The sequence below is a fragment of the Ensifer sp. genome, assembly GCF_035999135.1.
GTDB lineage: Bacteria > Pseudomonadota > Alphaproteobacteria > Rhizobiales > Rhizobiaceae > Ensifer.
Genome location: NZ_DASYGZ010000044.1, coordinates 1 through 19,704 on the forward strand (window position 1 = coordinate 1; position 19,704 = coordinate 19,704).

Here is a 19,704-nt window from a genome sequence, read left to right on the forward strand (position 1 = left end):
ATCCCGACCTGCAAGGAACAGGGCATCGCCATCGACAACTACTCGATGCCGCGCACCGTGTGGCTTCCGGCCGGCGTTGACCAGGACGTGGTCAAGTTCTATGCCGACCTGATGCGCAAGGTCTCCGAAACGCCGGAATGGACGAAGTACCTGACCGACACCTCGCAGTCGCCGTCCTATCTCGCCGGTGACGACTTCAAGGCCGCCATCGAGATGGATGGCGAAGCCGTCGGCGAAGTGCTGAAGCGTGAAGGCTGGCTCGCCAACTGATTGCGGATCAAGAAAGCGGGACCTTTCAGATCCCGCCACACTTCTTTTGCTGTCGCCGCTCGCTTTCGGGCCGTTCGGCCTGGCCCGTAGGCAAGAGTACAGTGCGGCACACCCGCACGGTGGCAGCAAAGCGGCGGCTTGACGGAGCCGCCGCAATCCCCGAACCACATGAAGGACCGCGTCGGTCATCGTGCATGGCGCCAATCGCCACCCCGTCAGGCGGCCGATCGGCGCGCCGCTGGCACCAGGTGCACAGGGCCAGCCAGATCAGTTTCCGGACGGCGGAAACAGCGTCTCCGAAATGTTTTTCTCGGCCTGCCCCATATGGCCGCGCAGCGCGCGCTCCACCCCGTCGCCGTCACGCGCGACGAGAGCCGTGACCACCGCATCATGTTCCTCGAGCGCGCGCTGCCTGTTCGTTGCCTTCGTCGAGCAGACGTAGCGCGCCCTGTAGAGCCTGTCGTTGAGCGCCTTGTGGGTTTCGAACAGCACCCTGTTGCCGCTTGCAGCGACGATCGCCCGATGAAACGCTATGTTCGTCTCGAAATAGTCGAGATGACTTTGCCCCTCGGCGATCCGTCGCATGTCCTCCTGCAACCTGGCGATCGCCTCGAGACTGTTTGCGTCGGCGACCGCGCAGGCGAGCCGCCCCGCCAGGCCCTCCAGCACGCCGATGACCCTGAGCATGTCGTGCAACTCGTGCTCGCTCGGGTTTGCGACGAAGTAGCGCCCGGTGCTGGACAGCGTGATCAATCCCTCAAGCGCCAAGGCGCGCACCGCCTCGCGGATCGGCGTGCGCGAAGCACCGAGCAGTGACGACAGCTCGCGCTCCGTCACCTGGCCACCCGGCGGCAAGGCGCCCTGTACGATCATGCGCCTGAGCTCTCCGGTCGCCTGGTCGGCCAGGAGATCGCGTTTGATTTTGTTGGGTGATTCAAGGTTCAAGTTCGCCACCGGCCCAGTCGTTCTCGTTCGCGCAACCATATGCGATGCCAATCACCGTTTGTAGCCAAAAAGCTCCGGGCGTCCGTTGACCTCATCTTATTTTGGTATACCATAGACCAACATACAGAACAGAGACGAGTGCCGCCCAATGAAAACAATCGCAGTGGTTCAGGGAGATGCCGCGGGCATCGGACCGGAATTGATGGTCAAGCTGCTCAGCCAAGACCATGTCACAGGGGCGGCCAACATCCTGGTCATCGGCGACCCGCGCCTGATGCAGGCCGGCTCAACCGTCTCCGGAAAAGACCTTCCGGCGATCCGCTACATCGATGATATCGCCGCGCTCGACTTCACGTCAGCACGCATCCATCACCTGAACATGTGTCGCGACGGCGTCGATGAGGCCGAATTCGGCAAGGCGTCCGCCGCCTGCGGCGCCGCCTGCGTGGCCTGGCTGACGCGCGCCTACGAACTTGCCGCCGAAGGTGCGGTCGACGGCATCTGCTTCCTTCCCTTCAACAAGGAGGCCATGTATCTCGGCGGCAGCGCGCATATCGATGAGCTCAGCTTTGCCCGCAGCTTCTTCAACCTTCAAAACCGTCCGAGCGAATTCAACGTCGCCAACGGGATGTGGAACGGCCGCGTGACGTCGCATGTTCCGATGAAAGATGTCCCTGACCTGCTGACCCACGAGCGCGTGCTGGAATCGATCGAACTGACCGACAAGACGTTGAAGATGGCCGGCTATGACCGGCCGCGCATCGTGGTTGCCGCCTACAATCCCCACGCCGGCGACGGCGGTCTGCTTGGCGACGAGGAAATCCGCGTCATCGGACCGGCGGTGGAGAGCGCACGGGAAAAACAGATCCTCGCTACCGGCCCGATGCCGGCCGATACGCTCTGGCTCAAGGTGCGTGACGGGCACTACGACGCCGTCGTCACGATGTATCACGATCAGGGGCAGATCGCGATCAAGCTCATGGGTTTCGAGAAAGGCGTCTCGGTTCTCGCCGGGCTGCCGGTCCCAATCACGACGCCTGCCCATGGCACCGCCTTCGATATCGCCGGCAGAAACCTTGCCAATGTGACGCCGACGACCAACGCCGTGACCATGCTCGTCAACATGGCCGAGCGCCGCAACGCGATCGCCGGGCTCGACCTCGCCTAGGCAGACATCGCCTGCCGGCTATTTTCACTTCAACATCGGGATGACATGCCATGAGGCTGATACAGTTTCTGTCGCGGGACGGCGCGCGCCATGTGGGCGCGGTCGAACAGGAACACGTGCGCTGGATTGCGGGTGCGCAGAGCGTTCTGGAACTCGCTTTGCACGCGATCGCTGAGGGCGTGTCGCTTGAAGCAGCGGCTGAAGCGCGCAAGACCACGCTGGTCGAACCCTATGCGGCGGTGCTCGACGCCGGACGGCTGCTGACGCCGGTCGATCATCCGGACGCCGCCCATGTGTTCGTGACCGGGACCGGGCTCACCCATCTCGGGAGCGCCAACGCGCGCGACCAGATGCACGCCAGGCTGAGCGACGCCGGCGCCGAACTCTCGGACTCGATGAAGATCTTCAAGATGGGCGTGGAGGGCGGCAAGCCGCCCACGGGTGAAATCGGCGTCCAGCCGGAATGGTTCTGGAAAGGCAACGGCTCGATCATGAAACCGTCGGGCGCGCCGATGGAAAGCCCTGACTGGGCGCTCGACATGGGCGAAGAACCGGAAATCGCCGGCGTCTACCTGATCGGTCCCGATGGCACGCCCTTCCGTCTGGGCTTCGCACTGGCCAACGAAATGTCCGACCACGTGATGGAGCGCAGCAACTACCTGCTGCTTGCCCATTCGAAACTGCGCCAGTGCGCGCTGGGGCCCGAACTTCGCCTTGGCGACTTGCCCGCGGATATCCGGGGAGTGAGCCGTATCCTTCGCGACGGAGCGGTTCTGTGGCAACGGCCGTTCCTGTCGGGGGAGGCCAACATGACCCATGCGATCTCGAACCTGGAACATCACCACTTCAAGTATCCGCTGTTCTGCAATCCTGGTGATGTCCACGTTCATGTCTTCGGCACGGCGACGATCAGCTTTGCCGATGGCGTCCGCCTCAGGGAAGGCGACGAGATGGAGATCGATTGCCCGACGTTCGGGCAGCCGCTGCGCAATCCGTTGCGTGTCGCCGAAAAGCGCCAGGTGACCGTCCGGTCTCTGTGATCCGCGCAACCAGTTCAATCTCCGCCACAAGAGACGCATCATGAAAATCAAATCCGTCCGCGCAAAGATCTATCGCTGGACCGGCGACGTCGTCCCGCCGCAGGCCAATTTCTGCACCAATGCCAGCGACATCCTCTATGAAAAGGGTGACGCGATGGCCTCGTTCCGCTTTCTGGAATGGCTCGTCGTCGAGGTCGAAACCGATACCGGCCTTGTCGGTTACGGCAATGCGGCCCTCGCGCCGCGGCTGGTGAAGGCGACGATCGACCAGTATCTGGCGCCGCTGGCGATCGGCGAAAGCCCGTGGGACTACGGCTACATCTTCGAAAAAATGTATCGAAAGACGCTCGCCTGGGGTCGCAAGGGCGTCGGCATCACCGCGATCTCGGCGATCGACATCGCCATCTGGGATATTCTCGGCAAGGCGGCCGGGCAGCCGGTCTTCAAGCTTCTGGGCGGGCGGATGAAGGAGAAGATCCCGGTTTATGCCTCCAAGCTCTACGCTGACAGCATCGAAAACATGCAGGCCGAAGCCCAGCATTATGTCGACCACGGCTATTCGATGATGAAGATGCGCTTCGGCTACGGGCCGAAGGACGGCGCGTTCGGCGTCAAGGAAAACCTGAAGCGCGTCGAGGCCGTGCGCGAGGTCATCGGCTACGACCGCGATCTGATGCTCGAATGTTTCATGGGCTGGACGCTCGAATACACCAGGCGCATGCTGCCCAAGCTCGAACGCTTCGAACCGCGCTGGCTGGAGGAGCCGGTGATTGCCGACGACATGCACGGCTATGCCGAACTCAATGCCGGGCCGATCCCGATTTCAGGGGGCGAGCACGAGTTCACGCTCTTCGGTTTCCGGCAGCTCCTGGACATGAAGGCCGTCAGCGTCATCCAGTACGACAGCAACCGTGTCGGCGGCATCACCGCCGCCCAGAAGATCAACGCGCTCGCCGAGGCCTATCAGGTGCCGGTCGTGCCGCATGCCGGACAGATGCACAATTTCCACCTGACGATGGCCAACACCAATTGCCCGATCGCCGAGTACTTCCCGATCCATCCGGTCGAAATCGGCAACGAACTCTTCTGGTACATCTTCGATGGCGAACCGGATGCCATCGACGGCTGCATCGATCTTAACGACCACAAGCCCGGTCTCGGCCTGACGCTCAGCGACAAATACCTCGGGAGCTTCGACGTCATCGTGTGATCTGCATACCTCAGCGCGATGCCGCCTGCTACGCGAAGGCAAGCTCCAGGTTCTGGCGATCGCGGGCGAGAACGCGGCATTTGCTTTCGAAGCTGTCGCCGGCAACAACAAGAACGAACTCCGGCGGAATGCCGGCGGCATTCGAAACCACGATCCCCGCGCCATCCGCCCCGAGCGTCTTGATCGTGCAATCGATCTTCGAGTTGCGATCGTTGAACAGGATCGTGCCCGCCTTCAACACCCTCAGGCGCGGCGACATCTGGTCGCTGGGCGCAAGCGCGCTCCACTCGACGCAGCGGTTTCGTCCAGCCGCCTTAGCGAGATACATCGCGGCGTCCGCCTGCGCGAGCAAGGTGTGCGTCAAGCGGCTTCGCGGAGAAGCGGCGGAGGTGCCGAAGCTCGCGGTAACCGTGAGCGCGCCAAAGTCGCCTGTTATGGTCTCGGCGGCGATCGCGCTCCTCAGCTTTTCGGCAACCGACAGGGCACCGCGCGCATCCACATGCGGCAACATGACCGCAAACTCTTCGCCGCCGAGCCGCCCGAACAGATCGCTCGCCCTGAGATTCGACTGGCAGATGGCAGCCACGGCCTTCAGGACCTCGTCACCGGCCGCATGCCCATGGGTATCGTTGACCCGCTTGAAATGATCCACGTCGAGCACGATGCAAGACACCTCGTGCTGGTGCCGTTCGGCCAAAGACACCAGCTTGTCCGCCTCGTCATGGAAGGCGCGGCGCGTCAGCGCGCCGGTCAGCCCGTCCGTCGCGGCCGAGCGCAGCAAGTCGATCCGGTCCATTGCTACACCGGCAAGCTCCGAGAGGATCGCAAGGTCGTTGTCGCCAAAGGCTCTCGGACGGCGATCGATGGCGCAGACGGTACCGACCGTGTGCCCATCCCTGGTCATCAGCGGAACGCCGGCATAAAAGCGGATATGCTCCTGTCCGGTCACGGCCGGATGCGTTGAAAACCGCGCATCCTTCGTCGCATCAGTGACGACAAGCGGTTCTTGCGAGGCGATGACGTAGCGGCAGAACGTATCCGGACGAGGCATCTCGCTGACAGCGAGGCCGGAGCAGGCCTTGTACCACTGGCGATGGGCGTCGATCAGGGAAACAATGCCGATATCGATGGCGAACACCTGCTTGATGAGGCGAACGACGCGTTCAAGCCCGCCGTCCCTTGGGGTGTCGAGCACATCGAGTTCGCCAAGGGCTGCCAGACGATCGAGTTCCCTGGTTTCCACATCGGTCGGCGCTCGTCCGAATGGCTCAGTCATGCCGTTTCCTCTCTCACTTCGCGCCCGTGGTCAGGCGCTCAACGTCAACCGGCAACCGCTTCCGCCACCGCCAAATCGGCCATGGCGAGGGCGGCCTCGCGTGTCTTTGCCGCAGCAATGAAGCGACCATTGTGGCAGAAGCTCGCACCGGCGACACCGCAGGCAGCCTCCAGGTCGCCGTTGGTCAATCCGGCCCAGGCGGCAGGTAGGTCGGCTCTGAGCTCGAACCCCTCGTCTGCGCGGCGAATGCCCGTCAGGCACCAGTCGTTGTCGCGTGGATGGACGACGAAGAGCAAGTGATCGGCGCCGGCCTTCACCACGGCCGGACGAAACGGCATGCCTCGCGGCAACTCGAGAATGCGGCCCGCGCCGGCAAGGGCGATCTGCTCAAGGACGAGCGCTTCAGCACGCAGTTTCGCTGCGCGCTGGGCGACGCTTGCCTCGACGAGCGCGCGGGCGATGGTGAGCGCCGCCTGAAAGCCGCGATCATCGGCCTCGGGGCCAGATTGATCGAAAACAGGCTTCAAGGTTTCTAGCAACGAAGGCAGCGTCAGGCCTGCCAGCGGCCCGGCAACGGACGGATCGAGCGCGCCATTGTCGACGAGGTCGATCGGCAGCACGAAGCGTTCGTCGACGGCCGAGTGCACCGGCTCGACATGCCCCTCGGGAACGCCCGAGGCGGCCAGATAGGCGCGGCCGAAATGCTTCCAGATCAGGCCGAACGAGCTGTAGGGCTGTCCATCTTCGCGCAGCGGCGCGCCCCGCTGATGGTGATCGAAGATCCCGGCTTCGGCATCATAGTGCCCTCCGACATCGTAGATGATCCGGTCAGGGCCGGGCTTGATCCAGTCGGCCGCCCGGGTGCGCACGAGGCGGGCCTCGGGGAAAAGCCGTGTCAGAATGACGGTCGACAGCAGTTCGTCGGCGTGGAAGCCACCGGAATGGGTAACGAGGAAGTCTGGGATCATCCGATGGGCCTTATGGTTTGCAGAGACATGGATATGGGCACCACATAGCCATTGCGTCCGGGCGCCTCAACCCACCATCGCGCTTTCGCAAGGGTGCACGAGGATGATTTCACGACGGCGATGCAATCAGGACAGTCGACCCGCGCCTCCCCGCAGGTCCGTGACTACGGTTTTCCGGGCGAAAACCAGAGCGCCGTCAGCCAATAGCCGAGACCGGCGGACGAGGCGGTGACGACGACACCCCACAGCATATCGATCAGACTGACCTGCAGCGACCAGCCCTTCAGCGTCGCAAGGTTCGTCATGTCATAGGTGCCGTAGGCGACAAGACCGAGCAGCGCGCCGGAAACGACCGCTGTTGTCCAGGCACCCGACGCGTGCGCCGGCACGACGGCGAAGTAGACGATGCCGCCGACGTAGAGCAGATAGAAGGCCGCGGCCGCACCAAGGTTCGGTTGCGCCAGCAGAAGCTCGCCGAGACGGCTGCGATAGATGGTCGGCGTGGCGTAGACGAGCCACAGGAAGTCGAGCCCCATGAAGACCAGAGCCGTCGCCGCGTACGAAACCACATAAATCATGCCGCTCTTCCCCGCGGGTTCGGTTTCATATGCCGAGCACGGGCTGCACCAGACGCACGAGCCAGCTCTTGAACTTGAGCGGAGCATCGGTCACCGCCAGGCAGATGCAGTCTTCCAGAGGTGTCGCCACAGGTTGGTGCTCGATGCTGGCATCCGCCTCCTCGAGGTCGCCGCGCGCAAACAGCCGGTCGCCGTCGTGGTAGCTGCCGGCAAGAACGACCGTCAATTCGCGCCCGCCATGGCCGTGCTCCGGCACCGGTCTTCCGGCCGGAATGCGCAGCAGCCGCGCCGTCGTCGTGGCATCGCCGGTCTTGATGAGGATATGGAAGGCGCCACGCCCCAACGCTTTCCATTTCAACGTTTCGACATCGCCGCCGACATAGGAGCGCAACGGTTCCGGCAGCATGGGAACGCCGCCTGCCCTTCGCCCCGTCGGATGCCGCACCGCTCCGCTCTCCGGCGTTCGGTGACCCTCAAGCCGTTGGCGCAGTTGATCGAAGGACGTGGTCATCGGTTGTTCGACGACGATATCCTCGAACAGCTGGCCGGCGGCATTCTCGATCAGCGCCAGTCGGCTGCGGCTCTCGGGACAAAGCGCCAGATGCGTCGCAACCGCCAGCCGCCAGCCCTCCTCAAGGGAGCCGGCAGCATAGGCGAGCAACAGCTCGTCGCTGACGTGGTGACGCACGCTCATCGGTCATCCTCCAGCACGGCCCGAAGTCTGGCGAAAGCGAGCCGTATCCGGGACTTGACCGTCCCGAGCGGCAGGCGGAGCCTGTCGGCGATCGAACTGTGCGAACAGTCGTCGAAGAAGGAAAGGCGAAGCAGTTCCAGCTGCTCGCTCGGCAGCTTCGCCAAGGCGGCGCGCAGCCGTTCGGCCTCCTGCGCATGGGCAAGGGCTGCATCGGCCGGCTCGGCGGCATCGGGCACGAAACCCGGATCGTCCGGGTCGAAATCCGGCCTGCGCATCTTGCGGTAGGCGTCGACGCGCAGGTTTCGGGCGATGGTGAAGATCCAGGTCGATACATTTCCGCGCTTAGGGTCGAACTGGTGCGCCTTGTTCCAGACGGCGAGCATCGCCTCCTGCATCAATTCCTCCGCGACGCTGCCGTCGCGCTCCAGGCGGGCCATGTAGGCCTTCACCCGTGGACCATAGTGGCGAAAGAGGACCTCGAAGGCATCCATGTCCCGGTCGCGTCCGACACGTTCAAGCAGGATTCTAGCCTCATCCTTCGACAGTTCGCTGGCGGTCTCGTTCATCCATGCATGCTTCCTGTTGCCCAGAAGAAGCCCCGACGTGGCGCGACGCCGGAACTGGCGGTTCGGAACATTGGAGCACGGGCTCGCCGGTATGGGAACTGCGATTGTCATGCAGCCGTTTACGACGACGCCTGCGCGCCAGATCACCATTGTTCAAAAATTTGCGTCCGTATCAATCCGGTTGCCGGTTCGCCTCGTACAAAGAATGAACCTTTTGAACGGGAAGGGGTAAGCATGCGCGTCGAGCGGGACTTGGCCGGTGTTCCAGGGCGTCGCAGAGTGGCGGTCATCGGAGCAGGCATATCCGGCCTGTCGGCGGCCTGGCTGATCAGCAAGAACCATGACGTGGTGCTTTACGAGGCGGCCGACCGGCCCGGAGGCCACGCCAATACGGTCACGGTGTCGACGCCATCCGGCCCGCTTGGCGTCGATACCGGTTTCATCGTCTACAATGATCGCAACTACCCGAACCTCGTCGAACTGTTCGATCACCTCAAGGTGCCGACGCAGATGTCGGATATGTCCTTCGCCGCATCCCTCGACAGCGGATCATTCGAATATTGCGGATCGGGCCTCAGGGGATTGTTCGGCCAGCCCCGGAACGCGTTGCGCCCGCGCTTCTGGCGCATGCTTTCCGATACGCTGCGGTTCTACCGGGAGGCGCCGTCTGCGCTCGCGCGCTCGGACCTTTCATCCGCGACCCTCGGCGACTATCTCGACGACAACGGCTATTGCACCGCCTTCGTCACCGACCACCTGTTGCCGATGGGTGCTGCGATCTGGTCGACCACCGCCCGGCGCATCCGCGAATACCCGCTGCACGCCTTCATCCGCTTTTTCGAAAGCCACGGCCTTCTTGCGCTTTCCGACCGACCGCGATGGCGCACAGTCACCGGCGGCAGCCGGGAATATGTCAGGCGGCTCCTCGGTGACTTCGCCGGAGAACTTCGTGTCTTGAGCGCCGTCATGGATGTGCGTCGCGAACTGGGGATCGTCTCGGTGACCGACTGGCGCGGCAACCATGACACGTTCACCGATGTCGTGATCGCGACCCATGCGGATTGCGCGCTGCGGATGCTTACCGACGCGGATGAGGAGGAAAGGCGGCTGCTCGGAGCGATCCGGTATACGCCCAACAGGGCCGTCTTGCACAGCGACGAGCGGCTGATGCCGCGGCGGCGCAGCGTCTGGGCGAGCTGGAACTATATCGGCGAGACCGATGGCGACGGCGAACGGCCGCTGTGCGTGACCTACTGGATGAACCGGCTGCAGGCGATCGATACGGCCACACCGCTGTTCGTGACGCTCAACCCGCACCGCACGATTGCCGAAGGCCGCATCATCGCGGAATTCGACTACGAGCACCCGCTGTTCGACCAGGCGGCGCTTTCGGCACAAAAGCCGCTCTGGCAGTTGCAGGGGCGCGGCGGCGTCTGGTTCTGCGGCGCGCATTTCGGCAGCGGCTTCCATGAAGACGGGCTGCAGTCCGGACTGGCGATCGCCGAGGCCATCGGCGGTCAGCACCGACCATGGACGATCGAAGGGCAATCGGCGCGCCTGCCCTCGAATGCCGCTCTCGTGGTGGCCCGATGACCGACAGTTCGGCGATCTACGTCGGCGAGGTGATGCACGCGCGACATCGTCCGCGCCGGCACCGGCTGCGCTACAACGTGTTTTCCCTGCTCATCGACCTTGCCGAGCTGGAAGAGCTCGACGGCGGCTTGAGGCTGTTCGGCCACAATCGTCGGGCGCTGTTCTCGTTTCACGATGGCGATCACGGCGATGGAAAGGTCGGCGGGCTTCGCAACTGGGTCGATGCGCAACTCGCCGAGGCCGGGGTCGATCCAGCCGGTCTTCGCATCCGCCTTCTCTGCTACCCTCGCATTCTGGGTTACGTCTTCAATCCGTTGACGGTCTATTTCTGCGTCACCTCCAGCGGAGAGGTGCGGGCGATCCTCTACGAGGTCTGCAACACGTTTAACGAACGGCATACCTATGTGATCCCGGTCGCGCCTGGTCAGGACGGCCGGATCCGACAGGCCTGCGCCAAAGAGCTCTATGTTTCTCCCTTCGTGCCGATGAACTGCCGCTACGACTTCCGCGTCGATCCACCGGCCGAGAACGTCCGTGTCATCATCAACGAGAGCGACAGGGAGGGCCCGTTGTTAAGGGCCATCTTCTCGGGAAGGCGGGTCGAGCTGTCGGATCGACGGCTGCTGTCGTTGTTCCTCGGTTATCCGCTGATGACGTTCAAGGTGATCGGTGGCATCCATTGGGAAGCTCTGAAAATCTGGACCAAGGGCATTCCCGTTCATCGCCATCGCAAGGCGGAGAAACCCGTGGCGATCACAATCGTCTCGCGCCTGCCATCGCCGGAGCCTGAACGCGAGCTCCAGCGTTTGTCCACCTGACCTTGCCTATCGCAGCATGCGTCTGGTGACGGAAAAGCGCAGTCTGGCCGGCAGTGCGCGCAGCAGGCCCATCGCCAGCTTCATTTTCCAGGGAAACGCGATCTCGAAGCGTTCGTCGGCGAGCCCCCGCAGAATATGGTCAGCTGCCTCCTCCGACGAGATCAGGAACGGCATGGGAAAGTCGTTCTTGCGGGTCAGCGGCGTGTCGACGAAACCGGGATTGATCAGCACCATCCGGACGCCGGAGCGCTCGAGTTCGGGATAGAGCGCCTCGCACATGTTGATCAGCGCCGCCTTGGTCGCACCGTAACCGGCAGCCCCAGGCAGGCCGGTGTAACCCGAGACCGATGCGGTGACGGCGATCCGGCCCGCCCGCCGCGCGACCATCCGGGGCATGATGGCTTCGAGGCAGTTGACCGTCCCCATGACATTCAGTGCGAACATCTCGCCGATGATCGCCGCATCGAATGTCTGCAGCGTCTCGTGCCGGTATGTGCCCGCGCAGAAGGCGGCGAGCGAGATCGGCGCCAGTTTCGTTTCGATGGCGGCGACAACATTCGCGGTCATGGGCCGATCGGTAACATCGAGTTCGTAGGCGTGGATTGTACTTGGCTGCGCCGATACGAGTTCCTCAAGTGCCGTCCGGTTGCGCGCACTTGCGGCAACGGTCCAGCCCTGTTGCGCCAGCCGGAGGGCAAGGGCACGGCCGATGCCGGAGCTTGCGCCGGTCAGCCAGGCAACCTTCGGCTGCTGCGCATCCTCCGTCCGATTGTCACCGTTGCCCATCCGACGTTCCCCTATCCCTACGTTTCTCCGCGGCCAGCCGCCAAGGCCACGCGCGGCTCAATCGCTCCCGCCTGCCTGCGGCCGATCGCGCGCTGCAACTCCTGCTGGGCGACATCGTCGATCGGAAAACCCCACATCAACCACACCGCGGCGAGTTTCGGCGCGATGGGCAGCCAGGCGTAGAGCATCGCAAGCGCTTCAATGCCCGCAGGATTGCCGCCGGACGTACGCGGGACGAAGCCGAAGAGGGCGAGCAGCGGAAAGACTGCGCCGGCCGCAGCGGCAAGCGAAAGCTTGGTCGCCAGACTCCAAGCGGCGAAATAGATGCCGGAGCGCTGCGCCCCCGAGCGGGCGACATCGTGTTCGATGACGTCGGCCTGGATCGACGGCGGTATGGCAAGGTCGAAGCTCAAGAGCAGGCCGGTGGCGATGCAGATCGCCGCGAAGGCGAGCAAGTCGCCGTCGCTCAAGAAACCCGAAAGGGCGAACACCGGACAGGTCGCAAGCATGGCGAAGCACCATGCCCGGTGCTTGCCCAGGCGGCCGGCAGCCAACAGCGCGATCGGAACGCCGAGGACGGCGGAGACGAAGTAGGCAAGCAGCAACGGCCCGCGCCAGTCAGGCGCGCCCAGCCGATCGGAGACGAAATAGAGAAACAGCGTCGCGGGAATGGCATTGGCAAAGCCGTTAAGCAGAAAGGCGGCAATCAAGCGCAGGAATGGTCGATTGGCGGCCATGAAACGCAGGCTTGCAAGAAGATGCAGGTTTTTGCTCGAGCGATCGGCCGGTTCAGGGACGGCGACGACCGCCGCGATGCCCGCAAGCGGCAGAAGGGTCGCAACCAGGATCGCCATCACCTGAAGCCCGTGCGGCCTTGCGCCGGCCGACAAGCCGACGGCGAACGGCAGGCTCACGGCGACGAGGATGCCAAGGAGCGTCGCGCTCTCGCGGTAAGCGGAGATGCGTGTTCGCTCCACATAGTCTCCCGAAAGCTCGGCGCCCCAGGCCGTATAGGGCAGCGACGTCCAGGTAAAGCCGATCGAGATCATCGCACCCCAGAGCATGAGGTAGGCCGCACCAGCATCGTCCGGTGGCCAGAACAGCATCACCGCCGAAACCGTCGTCAGCGGCAGGGAAATCAGGAAGAAGCCGCGCCGCCGTCCGCCGGCACCCCGCCAGGCATCCGCCAGCCAGCCGAACACAGGGTCGATCGCGGCATCGAAGAGGCGGATCGTGAGAAGCACGACGCCAACAGTCGCAAGAGGCACGCCCAGGGCTTCCGAGTAAAAGGTGGGCACGATGATGTAAAACGGCAGGGCAAGGGCGGCCAGAGGCAGGGCCGGCAGCGCATAGGCAAGGAGGACGCCGCGATTGAGGCGGTGTCTTCCCGTCGGATCGGCATTTTTCGCGCTCGACGCCTTGCCCATGCCTCAGCGTCTCCTGAACGCGACATGCGTCCACGCCACCGGCAATCCAAACTTGGTGACGAAGGCGGTGTTCAGCACTGTCCCGTCGGGTCTGAGCGTCATGGTATCGTGGAAGCGGACCTGGTTCGTGCGCTTGGCCGCGTCGAGGAAGACGAGATAGGAAAAGCGCGCGACGTTGCCGTCGATGCGCAACTGCGTTTCGCCGGCCACATCCTCGCGCGTGCCGCGGTAGCGGCCGGGCGCTATCTTGACGAAACGCCACGTCTTGCGGTCACGGCTGCCGTCGTCGAAGACGAAGTCCTCGCGAAGGCTCAAGACGCGCCCGTTCCAGGTTCCAACAAGCATGACCGTGAACGTCCGCCTGAGGCCGGTGATGGCGCGAAAGCTGCCCGTCGCATGCGTTCGTCCGGCAAAGAAACCTTCAAGCGTGAAGTCCTTTGCGACGGCCGCATGGCCGCCAGACATGAGGACGAACGACAGGTTGACGAGCAGCGCCGCTATCAGGCGCACGCAGATCGCCCGTCTTTGTTGCGATTGTTTCGATGTCGTTGCGCCGGGCATCGGAGTGCTCCCTCCGTCACGTCAGAGCTTCGGGCCGATGCGGGCAATGCCCGTCTCGCCGTCGTTGCGGATCCATTTCAGCCGCTCATCGTCGACCCGGTAAAGTTCGAAGCACATCGGGCGGCCATCGTACCAGGTGCGAAATTTCTGGCAGAGCCTATCGGCCTCGATCCACCAGCTTCCAACGTCCTTCGGCTGGACGAAACGGCCAAGCCCGAGCGCTTCGCCGTCGCCATCGACGCTACCGTCCTGCCTGTAGTTGAGCGGAAATTCGCCGCCGAACGGGGCAGCCAGGTAAATCCGCCGGCCGACGACCTCCTGGCGGATGTCTTCTGTCGCGTACCGCTGAGCGGCCTGCAGGTCGGTTGCGGCAAAAATTGCTGCAATGAACAGAACAATCCTGAGCATCGGTGACCACCTTGTCGCTCCAATCCCCAGGGGTATACGGCGCGAAGGCGCGATCGGATCTCCTTGCCCGAGATTTTGCCAGGCAGGCGAACCTTGTCGATGCAGGGCGCCGTCAGCCCGCGCCGATCAGGCCCTTGACCCGCCGGGCGAGCACCTCAGCGGTAAAGGGCTTCGTCACCACCTCCATGCCACGATCGAGATGGCCGTGGTTGAGGACGGCATTTTCGGCATAGCCGGTCACGAACAGCACGTTGAGCTCGGGTCTCTTTACGCGCACGGCATCGGCAAGCTGCCGTCCGTTCATGCCGTTTGGCAACCCCACATCGGTGACCAGCAGGTCGATATCGGGCCGGGCGTCGAGAACCCTTAGGGCCGACGCACCGTCACCGGCCTCCAGCACTGCGTATCCCAGCTCCTCGAGGATTTCGACCGCCACCATTCTGACGAGCGGTTCGTCGTCGACCACCAGGATCGTGTGCCCGCCCGAGGATCCGGGCGCCGGCGCCGTCTCGAGCGGCATCTCCGGGCCATGCTCTTCCGCAACATGGCGCGGCAGGTAGATGCAGATCATCGTGCCCTTGCCAACTTCGGAATAGATGCGCACGGCACCGCCCGACTGGCCGGCAAAACCGTAGACCATGGAGAGGCCGAGGCCCGTGCCCTGGCCGATCGGCTTTGTGGTGAAGAACGGATCGAAGGCGCGGGCGACCACATCCGGCGGCATGCCGGTGCCGGTGTCGCTGACACACAGGGAGACATATTGCCCGGGCGACAGCCCGCGTTGCGCCGCCCCGCGCTCATCAAGCCAGCGATTGCCGGTTTCGATCGTCAGCCGGCCGCCATCCGGCATCGCGTCCCGGGCATTGATGCAAAGATTGAGCAGGGCATTCTCCAGCTGGCCGACATCGACGAAGGCCGTCCAGAGCCCGCCGGCTCCGACCGTCTCAACGGCGACGCCCGGCCCGACGCTGCGGGTGACGAGGTCCTGCATGCCGGCGATGATGCGGTTGATGTCCGACGGTTTGGGATCGAGCGTCTGCCTGCGGGAAAAGGCAAGGAGGCGCTGCGTCAGGGATGCTGCCCGCTTCACCGCCCCTTGCGCGCCGGTCATGTAGCGGTCGATCTCACTGATGCGCCCTTGCGCAAGCCGTGTCTTCATCAGGTCGAGACTGCCGCTGATGCCGGCCAGGATGTTGTTGAAGTCGTGGGCAAGGCCGCCGGTCAGCTGGCCGACGGCCTCCATCTTCTGTGCCTGGCGCAGAGCGTCCTCGGCCTGCACCAGGGCTTCGGTGCGTTCGACCACGCGCTGCTCCAGCGTGTCGTTGAGCGTGCGCAGCGCGGCAAGCGCGCCATCGCGCTCCGCTTCGACAGCGCGCCGCTCCTCGATATCGACGAGAACACCGAGGAATTTCGCCGCGCTACCGTCGGCGCCGAGCTCCACCCGGCCGTTGGCTTCGAGCCAGCGATAGGATCCCTCCTTTCGGAGCGTCCGGTACTGGTGCGCGTAGGCGCCACCTTTTTCCAGGACCTCCTGGATGGAAGCGGTGACGCGCTGCTGGTCGTCGGGATGAACCGCTTCGACGATTTCGGCAAGGGTCAGACCGGCTCGTGCGCGCTGCGGATCGAGACCGAAGGCAAGCGTGAATCCATCGTCCACCGTGAAGCGATCGCACGGGATATCCCAGATCCAGGTGCCGATGATCGCACCTGCCGCCATCGCAAGCTGCACCCGCTGAACATTGTCGCGCGCAAAACTCTCGCTTTCGCGCAACGCCGCCTCCGCCACCTTTCTCGCCGTCACGTCGCGAAAGAGCACCGCGACCTGACGCAGGCTCTGAGGCTCGATGCGCGTCGCCGACACCTCGATGTGCCGCCCGACCGACTGGAACTCCTGTTCGAAGCGAACGGGCTCACCGGTGCGCAGCACGCCGCCATAGATGTCGAGCCAGACATCGGCGTTGGATGGTTCGATCTCTCGAAGCCGCTTGCCGACAATGTCCGAGATCCCGGTGTGTCGTCCATAGCCGGAATTGGCCTCGAGATGCACGTAGTCGTTCAGCGGTCCCTCGGGCCCATCGATGAAGCCGATGATGCAGAAGCCGTCGTCGATCGCTTCGAACAGGGCACGGTAGCGTGCTTCCGCGCTCAGTAGCGCGTCCTGCCGATCCAACGCCTGGAGCCGCAGGACTTCTTCCTCGAGTTGCTCACGGGACAAGGATTTAACGGTGGTCATCCCTTTACTCACATTTCCCGCTTCATGGCGCAGTGCGCTGGTTTGGGCGCTGGTTCGGGCGCTGGTCTGGATGTCGATCATCCCAGAGCGCGGAAAGCGCTCCGATGATGGCATTGCGGCTATAGGGCTTGCGCACGATCGGCACACCGGCGAGTTCCGGCGGCAGATCCGCGCCCTCGCCGTAGCCGGTGGCGAAGACGAAAGGCGTTCCCCTGCGCACGAGTTCCGTGGCTATCCCGAAGGAATTGGTCTGGCCAAGATTGATATCGAGAATGGCAAGTGCCGGGGGCGCCGCTTCGATATGCGCCATGGCCTGTTGCACCGAGCTTGCCGTCGAGACGTCCGACAGGCCTTCGTCCGCCAGCATCGCTTCGAGATCGAGCGCGATCAGGATCTGGTCCTCGACGATCAGGACCCTCGGGTCGGCCCCGTGCAGGCCGCTCTGCGCGAGCAAGGCGCCGTCTGTCACGCGTGTCGTCGTTTTTTCACCGGATGCCGTGAGCTTCACATGCACAGAAGGGATGCCGAAATCGGCCTCGAGCCCCGACGGATTGAAGCGGATCGCGCTCCGCCCGTTCAGGTCGTAAGGAACACTGCGCTCGATCAGCGCACTGCCGAAGCCGCTGCGCGACGGGATAGAGACAAGCGGACCGCCGCGCTCACGCCAGGAAATGCTGCAATCCGCGCCGGTCATCGTCCAGGTCACCTCGACCTCACCGGTTGCAACGGAAAGCGCGCCATACTTGGCGGCGTTGGTCGCCAGTTCGTGGAAGACCAGCGCCATCACCGAGAAGGCACGACTGTCGAGCCAGACGGCAGGGCCATCGAGCGTCACGGTGGAGGCCTTCGCCCTGTAGGGCTGAAGCTCGGCTTCGAGAAGGTCGGACAGGATGCCTCCGCCGTCGCCGCGCACCACCTGGTCGTGCGCGATCGCGAGCGCCTCGATGCGGCCCTGAAGGGTCGCGACATAGTCTTCGAGCGAGTTCTTGTGATGCTGCGGGCTCGTCACCAGGGACTTGATCACGGCAAGGATATTCTTGACGCGGTGGCTCAGTTCCTGGTTCAGCATGCGTTGGCGAACCTCGGATTTGCGACGCTCGCCGGCCATCAGTTCGTTGTGCCGGAGCACCACCTCGACGATTGCGACCCGGACGATTTCGGCGATTTCCCGCTCGGCCTCCGACCAAGATTGCGCCTGTCCCTGAACCGTCTCCTTCCAGATGGCGAAACTCTTGCGCGGGGTGAGACGGTCGCCGAGGGGACCGCTTTCGTAGGTCTTTTCCGGATTGCCGGCCCAGTTCAGGGTCTGCACCAGTTCCTTGCGGAAGAACAGCAGGCAATCCGATCCGGTCTGCGACAGGGGGATTGCAAGCACGCCCGAGGCCTTCTCTCGGTAGGCTGCGGCTTCCGGGAGCTTCTGCGAAAGCGTGTGCGTTGCCCAGACACGACCTTCGCTGGTCAGGCGCAGGAAATCCAGAAGACCGGCCACCTCGCCGTCGCCGGGTGTGGTGCCGAGCCCTGTCCATTGGCCATCGAAGATCAGCCCGATACCGTCGTTCGGCAGCAATTGCGAGAATTCACGCAGGCTCTGGCGCAACAGTTCGCCCACATCCTCGTGATGGGACGACAGGATAAGAAAGCGATCGAGCGCCTCGCGAGTGCCGGCAACGGCCGCAACCCGCCGGCGTTCCTTCAGAGATTTCAGGTGCAGCGAGAAGAACTCGCCGAAAACCTCCATGGCGACGCGCTGGGCCATGGGCAGCGCCCGCGGCGAGTAATGGTGGCAGGCGATCAGACCCCAGAGCTGGCCGTCGAGGATGACCGATATCGACATGGACGCGGCAACGCCCATGTTGCGCAAGTATTCGCAATGGACCGGCGAAACGCTGCGCAGGTGGGCGAAGTTGAGGTCCAGCGGCTCGCCGGACCCGTCAAGCACGGGCTCGACCGGAACCCGCGCGCCGCTTGCGTCGGAAATGACGCGGATGGTGTTCTTCAGATACAGCGCGCGCGCCTGCTGCGGAATGTCGCTGGCGGGGAAATACTGGCCGAGGAAGCTCTCCAGGTCGGCGCGTTTCGTTTCGCTCACCACCTTGCCCGAGCCATCCTGCTCGAAGCGGTAGATCATCACCCGGTCATAGCCCGTGGCGCCGGCGACGATGCGGCCGGCGCGCTGCACCAGGCGATCGACGTCGGTGATGTCCCTGATGCGGCCGATCATCTCGCGGGCGATGTGCAGGGGTTGCCCGATCGACGGGGCCGGCTCGAACTCGATGATGACGGCGGACTTGTGGAGGTGAACGGCGATGTCGAACATGCGGTCGCCGAGGGCTATGTCGAGCAGCAGCGCCGGCCGCGAAGCGGCGTTGGCGGCTGCAAGCGCATTGCGCAGGTCATGCAGCAACTTCGGTCCGAGCACGTCGGCGAGCGGATGGCCGAGAAGCCCGCCCGGCCGGTCGAGCATTGCGGCGGCATTCGCCGACATGCGCTCGATCGTCGTAAACCCGATATCGCAGGCCAGAAGACAACCGTGCGACTGGATGCTGCCGGGAATGTGTATCGGCTCGCGATCGCAGGTGTCGAGCGTGACGGGATCAGTGGGCGACAACGGTATCACCTTCGAAGCATTGGAGAGCGAGGGCGAAGACGGCATTGGCGACAAACGCAGCCCGTTCGATGTCGAAGTCGCGCGCCTGTTCCAGAAGCGTGAGAAATGCCGGCCAGCGCGATGTGTCGTTGGACATCAAGACGAGGTGCCGGGCGCCATAGGTTTCATCCAGACCGAGTGCACTCGCCCTTTGACTGAGAACCCGCGCGCCGAGCGTCGAGCCTTCAAGCACGTAGAGGGCGCCGAGCAGCCCACTTGGGTCGGAAAGGTCGAGGTCCGCCTGTGGATGACGCCGTGGAGAAAGGCCGAGATCGGTCGCATCCATGGCCAGCGTGTCGGTGACTCCGCAGGGCCGCCAGTTCCAACCCTCCGGCCAGACGGCCTCTTTCAGCGCCTGATCCATCGCTAGGCGAAACGGCAAGAGCCGCTCGACATAGCGCCGATAGTCCTCGAGCGTGCTGAACGAACCGACCGCGGCATCAACCTGTTGATGGCCCTCCCGCGTCCTGCTCCTCAGTTCAAACCGTTGTTCATTGCCACGCATGCACCCTCCGC

At 63.8% G+C, this 19,704-nt stretch carries 18 protein-coding genes and 1 pseudogene; 6 read left to right on the top strand and 13 right to left on the bottom strand.

The genetic code is table 11. The features are described 5' to 3' along the window. Window positions 1-270 (top strand): annotated as a pseudogene (locus tag VGO12_RS04140) (tripartite tricarboxylate transporter substrate binding protein); the annotation flags it as partial. A 267-nt stretch (window positions 271-537) separates the two neighbouring features. Here the strand turns inward: VGO12_RS04140 and VGO12_RS04145 are convergent. Continuing rightward, a complete protein-coding gene (locus tag VGO12_RS04145; RefSeq protein ID WP_327511453.1) occupies window positions 538-1,215 on the bottom strand; it encodes a GntR family transcriptional regulator in 678 nt (225 codons plus the stop codon). Between the two features lie 148 nt (window positions 1,216-1,363). Between VGO12_RS04145 and VGO12_RS04150 the strand changes: the two genes are divergently transcribed. Genes VGO12_RS04150 through VGO12_RS04160 form a run of 3 tightly spaced genes read left to right on the top strand, consistent with a single transcriptional unit; the run spans window position 1,364 to window position 4,633 of the window. Continuing rightward, window positions 1,364-2,383 (top strand): 4-hydroxythreonine-4-phosphate dehydrogenase PdxA, encoded by a 1,020-nt coding sequence (locus VGO12_RS04150; protein ID WP_327511454.1) that lies wholly within the window; start codon window positions 1,364-1,366, stop codon window positions 2,381-2,383. A 50-nt stretch (window positions 2,384-2,433) separates the two neighbouring features. Then, window positions 2,434-3,423: an AraD1 family protein gene (gene araD1 / locus VGO12_RS04155; protein ID WP_327511455.1), complete on the top strand. Its 990-nt coding sequence runs from the start codon at window positions 2,434-2,436 to the stop codon at window positions 3,421-3,423. 40 nt (window positions 3,424-3,463) lie between these two features. Beyond that, window positions 3,464-4,633: an L-rhamnonate dehydratase gene (locus VGO12_RS04160; protein ID WP_327511456.1), complete on the top strand. Its 1,170-nt coding sequence runs from the start codon at window positions 3,464-3,466 to the stop codon at window positions 4,631-4,633. A 28-nt stretch (window positions 4,634-4,661) separates the two neighbouring features. On the opposite strand, the gene VGO12_RS04165 is transcribed toward VGO12_RS04160, so the two are convergent. The 5 genes from VGO12_RS04165 to VGO12_RS04185 form a co-directional block, all read right to left on the bottom strand. Continuing rightward, window positions 4,662-5,909: a sensor domain-containing diguanylate cyclase gene (locus VGO12_RS04165; RefSeq protein ID WP_327511457.1), complete on the bottom strand. Its 1,248-nt coding sequence runs from the start codon at window positions 5,907-5,909 to the stop codon at window positions 4,662-4,664. A gap of 44 nt (window positions 5,910-5,953) precedes the next feature. Further along, window positions 5,954-6,877 (bottom strand): MYG1 family protein, encoded by a 924-nt coding sequence (locus VGO12_RS04170; RefSeq protein ID WP_327511458.1) that lies wholly within the window; start codon window positions 6,875-6,877, stop codon window positions 5,954-5,956. Between the two features lie 164 nt (window positions 6,878-7,041). Continuing rightward, window positions 7,042-7,455 carry a DUF2177 family protein gene (locus VGO12_RS04175; protein WP_327511459.1) on the bottom strand — a complete coding sequence of 138 codons (414 nt, stop codon included), beginning with the start codon at window positions 7,453-7,455 and terminating at the stop codon, window positions 7,042-7,044. Window positions 7,456-7,480: 25 nt separating this feature from the next. Next, the gene (locus tag VGO12_RS04180; protein ID WP_327511460.1) at window positions 7,481-8,149 is read right to left on the bottom strand and encodes a ChrR family anti-sigma-E factor; all 669 of its coding nucleotides are present in this window, start codon (window positions 8,147-8,149) and stop codon (window positions 7,481-7,483) included. Continuing rightward, a complete protein-coding gene (locus VGO12_RS04185; RefSeq protein WP_327511461.1) occupies window positions 8,146-8,715 on the bottom strand; it encodes a sigma-70 family RNA polymerase sigma factor in 570 nt (189 codons plus the stop codon). The genes VGO12_RS04180 and VGO12_RS04185 overlap by 4 nt, the downstream gene beginning before the upstream one ends. A 234-nt stretch (window positions 8,716-8,949) precedes the next feature. Between VGO12_RS04185 and VGO12_RS04190 the strand changes: the two genes are divergently transcribed. Then, the gene (locus tag VGO12_RS04190) at window positions 8,950-10,308 is read left to right on the top strand and encodes an NAD(P)/FAD-dependent oxidoreductase (protein ID WP_327511462.1); all 1,359 of its coding nucleotides are present in this window, start codon (window positions 8,950-8,952) and stop codon (window positions 10,306-10,308) included. Further along, complete coding sequence (locus VGO12_RS04195) at window positions 10,305-11,126, top strand: DUF1365 domain-containing protein (RefSeq protein ID WP_327511463.1); 822 nt, start codon at window positions 10,305-10,307, stop codon at window positions 11,124-11,126. Before VGO12_RS04190 ends, VGO12_RS04195 begins: the two co-directional genes overlap by 4 nt. A gap of 6 nt (window positions 11,127-11,132) precedes the next feature. Here the strand turns inward: VGO12_RS04195 and VGO12_RS04200 are convergent, their stop codons facing one another. The 7 genes from VGO12_RS04200 to VGO12_RS04230 all read right to left on the bottom strand — a co-directional run bounded on the left by VGO12_RS04200 (window position 11,133) and on the right by VGO12_RS04230 (window position 19,693). Next, window positions 11,133-11,912 (bottom strand): SDR family NAD(P)-dependent oxidoreductase, encoded by a 780-nt coding sequence (locus VGO12_RS04200; protein ID WP_327511464.1) that lies wholly within the window; start codon window positions 11,910-11,912, stop codon window positions 11,133-11,135. Window positions 11,913-11,929: 17 nt separating this feature from the next. Next, entirely contained in the window at window positions 11,930-13,339 is a 1,410-nt protein-coding gene (locus VGO12_RS04205) for an MFS transporter (protein WP_327511465.1), read from the bottom strand. A 3-nt stretch (window positions 13,340-13,342) separates the two neighbouring features. Next, window positions 13,343-13,849 carry a DUF3833 family protein gene (locus VGO12_RS04210; protein ID WP_414650671.1) on the bottom strand — a complete coding sequence of 169 codons (507 nt, stop codon included), beginning with the start codon at window positions 13,847-13,849 and terminating at the stop codon, window positions 13,343-13,345. Window positions 13,850-13,921: 72 nt separating this feature from the next. Next, the gene (locus VGO12_RS04215; RefSeq protein ID WP_327511466.1) at window positions 13,922-14,308 is read right to left on the bottom strand and encodes a hypothetical protein; all 387 of its coding nucleotides are present in this window, start codon (window positions 14,306-14,308) and stop codon (window positions 13,922-13,924) included. 112 nt (window positions 14,309-14,420) lie between these two features. Then, window positions 14,421-16,541 (bottom strand): response regulator, encoded by a 2,121-nt coding sequence (locus VGO12_RS04220; RefSeq protein WP_327511467.1) that lies wholly within the window; start codon window positions 16,539-16,541, stop codon window positions 14,421-14,423. A gap of 22 nt (window positions 16,542-16,563) precedes the next feature. Next, a complete protein-coding gene (locus VGO12_RS04225) occupies window positions 16,564-19,149 on the bottom strand; it encodes an HWE histidine kinase domain-containing protein (RefSeq protein ID WP_327511468.1) in 2,586 nt (861 codons plus the stop codon). Beyond that, window positions 19,136-19,693: a biliverdin-producing heme oxygenase gene (locus VGO12_RS04230; protein ID WP_327511469.1), complete on the bottom strand. Its 558-nt coding sequence runs from the start codon at window positions 19,691-19,693 to the stop codon at window positions 19,136-19,138. The genes VGO12_RS04225 and VGO12_RS04230 overlap by 14 nt, the downstream gene beginning before the upstream one ends. Window positions 19,694-19,704 lie beyond the last annotated feature (11 nt).